The sequence below is a fragment of the Longimicrobium sp. genome, assembly GCF_036554565.1.
Taxonomy (GTDB): Bacteria; Gemmatimonadota; Gemmatimonadetes; order Longimicrobiales; family Longimicrobiaceae; genus Longimicrobium.
On sequence record NZ_DATBNB010000264.1, the window covers coordinates 1 to 3,198 of the forward strand.

Consider the following 3,198-nt stretch of genomic DNA (forward strand, 5'->3'; position numbering starts at 1 on the left):
GCCGATGCGCACCGCGGGCCATGCGGTTTCCTTTTCCGCCCCGCCGCGCGCCCATGCTGTGTCGTCGGGCAGCCACCGCTCCAATTCGTACGAATACCGGGTGTCGTACACCGGCTCGCGGCGGTAGATGGGCTCCTGGTATTCCTCGGTGTGGCTGCGCGTTTCGTACTCCGGCTCGTTGCAGGTGATGTCCTCGAAGTAGCCGTTGCCCATGTCGCGCTGGCCGCAGGTAAAGCTGCGCGTGCCCACCTGCACCCGTTCCGATACCTGCCGGGTGCGCGTCTCGTAGTGGTCCAGCACCTGGCGGTAGTCGCGGATGGCGCGTTCGCTGCTCAGCTGCCGCGCGCCGGAGGGGAGCGACCAGTCCTCTTCTCGAACCGTGCGGTACTCCTGTACCTCGATGGCGCGCTGCCAGTCGGCCGCGGCCACGGTAGCCGTGACCTCCTTTGGGCTGTTGCACCAGCCGAAGGCACCCAGCAGCGCCAGGATGAAGGCCGGCCCCTTCCACCGCCGCTTCGGGCGCGGCGGCGCGGCGGGCGCTGCGGCCATCAGCGGACGGGCCGGCTCGCCGGAGCGCGGGACCTCGTCCATCCCGTAGTCCCGCGTCGCCTGCACCGGGCTGCTCCCGCGCTCGGCACCGCAGCCGGGGCAGCGCGCGTCGGCCGCGCGGGCGCTGGCGCCGCAGTGCTCGCACACCCAGTCCGCGCCGCCGCGCGCCTGGGCCAGGCGCGCCGCGTCCGACACCTCGGGCGCATGTTCGGGCAGGTAGAAGCGCGTGCCCTGCGGCCGCGGATTGCCGCACCCGGTGCAGTTCACCTGGCGCCCGGGAAGCGCGACGGAGCCACAGGTGGGACAGTCCCAGCAGCCTTCGCGAATGGCCATCTTCGGATCGGTAGAGCGGGGGAGGGGTGCCGCGAGAGCGCGGCGCGAGCGGAGTGGAAACGAGCGGCGACTCAAAGATGTTTCATCGCCGCGAATTTGCCAAGCGGGGGAACCCGGACGCGGCGGAGGGGTTCATTCCCCGCACCCTCACCCATCCGCCCGCCGATGTCCGTACGAGACGAGCTGTACGAAAAGATGTGCGCCGAGAACGAAGCAGCCGAGCTCGCCGCCCATCGCGCGGTGCGGCGCTACTGGATCGTGACGCTGCTCGTCTGCTGGGGGTGGTGCCTCGTCGGCGGCGCGGTGACCGCCTACGGCTTCCACATCTTCGATCCGGTGAACGGTCCCATCCTGGTGGACGCGGGGCCCAAGATCGCCGGGGCCGGAACCCTGGCCACCGTCCTGATCGCTGGCTACCTCCGGCGTGAGCGCGGATACGAGTGACCCCGCGTCCCCATCGCAAATCGGCCGCTCCCGGGAACGGGGGCGGCCGATTCCACATGAGGTGATGCGGTCTAGGTCGTTTCGATGGATGGACTTGGCAGCGCGGGAATCGAGTCGTTTCCATCCGCCAGAACCTCGGCCGATCCGGGGCCGGTGACGTATTCCTGCCGATAGATCTTCAGCAGCTCGAAGAAGTAGGCGATGGCCAGCGGGCCCAGCAGCACGCCCAGCAGCCCGACGTACTTGAGGCCGGCGAAGGCGCCGATCAGCGTGGCCATCGGGTGGATGTCGGAGATGCGCTTGAACACGATCAGCCGCACCACGTTGTCGGCGTTCGCCCCGATCAGCCCCAGCGTCGACAGCAGCACCGCGCCCCCCCACTGCTCGCCGACGATCAGCACGGCCACTCCCGGCACCCACACGAGCGCGCTCCCGAACATCGGCAGCACGGCCACGATGGCGGTGATGACGCCCCAGAACGCGGCGCTGGGCAGCCCCACCAGCATGAATCCCACCCCCACGATGGTCCCCTGGATGGCCGAGGTGAGCGCGATGCCCACCAGCGACGCCACGGTGACGCTGTGGAAGCGGTCGCGCAGGGTGTCCGCGGCCTGGTAGGAGAAGGGAAGGAAGTCGCGGACGCTCAGCCAGATCTTTTCCGGGTGCAGGAGCAGGAAATACAGCCCGAAGAAGGCGATCACCAGGCTCAGCAGGCTCCGCGCGGCGCCGCCGGCGAAGGCCAGCGCGTTCTGCGTGATCCACGACACCGCCGTGCCCCCCGCCGATGCCAGCTGCGTCCCCAGGTCCACCGACCCGATGCGGATGTTCGACAGCCGGTCCAGCACGGCGCCGTTCTGCAGCATCCGCAGGGTGTTGGGCGCCTCGTTGACCATGATCCCCACCACCACCGCGAGCGGCAGCAGCACCAGGACCAGGGCGACCGTCAGCACGATCCCCGCGGCGATGCGTGGCGGCAGCACGCGCGCGAGCCGGCGGTGCGCGGGGGCGCAGATCACGTACAGCACGGCGGCCCCCAGCAGCCCCGACGCAAACGGCGTCAGCGCCAGGGCGATGGCGATGCCGAGCACGGAAACGAGGGCGGCGGCGCGGGAACGGGGCGTCTGCAGCAGGGCCATGCGGGGTGTCGAAGGAGGGCGGGTGTGAGTTCCTGATGATAATGCCTACGGACGCGCGGGCGAAACCGTTTCGCCCGCGGCACTCGTACTAATGATCTGCTAACCCCGTCGGGGAAACTCCTGTTCCGCGCCGGGTTACAGCATGGGACCCCGACAACATCGATCCTTCAACCCCGCGCCTGCGCCCCGGAACCGGAGGCCGCGCGGGCACCTCCGCGCCCGAACATCACGGCGGCGGCTGTTCGCGCCGCCCAGCAGAGGAAGGTGGATCGCCATGCTCTACAGGAACGAACCTCCGTTCAAGGTCCGCAGCACCGTTGCCGCCGCGCTCGCGCTGGTGGCCGCGGGCACCGGCATGGGCCTGGCGCAGCGCGGTGAACAGCCGCGTGCGCTGGAGCGGATGGAGGCGGTGATCCCGCAGCCGGTGACGCTCGCGGCCGTCCGCGTGGTGCGCGAAGCGCGCGTGCCGCGCCAGCCCCGGCTGGGCGCGAATGCGCGCATGTCGTCGCGGCAGCTCTCCGCGGCCGAGCGACTGGTGCGCGACGAGGTGAGGCGCGGCGCCTTTCCCGGCGCCGCGCTGGTCGCGGGCCGCGGCGCGCACCTGGGGCTGATGGCGGGCGTCGGCAACGCGGAATGGGGGCATGGCGCCGTGGACCCGGAGCGCACCGTGTACGACATCGCCTCGCTGACCAAGGTGGTAGCGACGACCACGGCGGTGATGCTGCTGGTGGAGCAG

The 3,198-nt window shown here is 70.6% G+C and carries 4 protein-coding genes; 2 read left to right on the plus strand and 2 right to left on the minus strand.

Annotated features, from left to right (window positions below):
• Nucleotides 1–882 (minus strand): hypothetical protein (locus tag VIB55_RS07135; RefSeq protein WP_331875981.1); only part of this gene is annotated, 882 nt, incomplete at its 3' end.
• Between the two features lie 165 nt (nucleotides 883–1,047).
• Here VIB55_RS07135 and VIB55_RS07140 point away from each other — a divergent pair.
• Complete coding sequence (locus VIB55_RS07140; RefSeq protein ID WP_331875982.1) at nucleotides 1,048–1,326, plus strand: hypothetical protein; 279 nt, start codon at nucleotides 1,048–1,050, stop codon at nucleotides 1,324–1,326.
• Between the two features lie 71 nt (nucleotides 1,327–1,397).
• Here VIB55_RS07140 and VIB55_RS07145 read toward each other — a convergent pair whose 3' ends face one another.
• Entirely contained in the window at nucleotides 1,398–2,462 is a 1,065-nt protein-coding gene (locus VIB55_RS07145) for an AI-2E family transporter (protein ID WP_331875983.1), read from the minus strand.
• Between the two features lie 274 nt (nucleotides 2,463–2,736).
• On the opposite strand from VIB55_RS07145, the gene VIB55_RS07150 reads away from it, so the two are divergent.
• The coding region (locus tag VIB55_RS07150) for a serine hydrolase (RefSeq protein ID WP_331875984.1) at nucleotides 2,737–3,198 on the plus strand (462 nt) is incomplete at its 3' end.

Bases quoted from the DNA above. Each gene is read 5' to 3' on its own strand.
- VIB55_RS07140 (WP_331875982.1), top strand. From the start codon at position 1,048: ATGTCCGTACGAGACGAGCTGTACGAAAAGATGTGCGCCGAGAACGAA.
- VIB55_RS07145 (WP_331875983.1), bottom strand. From the start codon at position 2,462: ATGGCCCTGCTGCAGACGCCCCGTTCCCGCGCCGCCGCCCTCGTTTCC.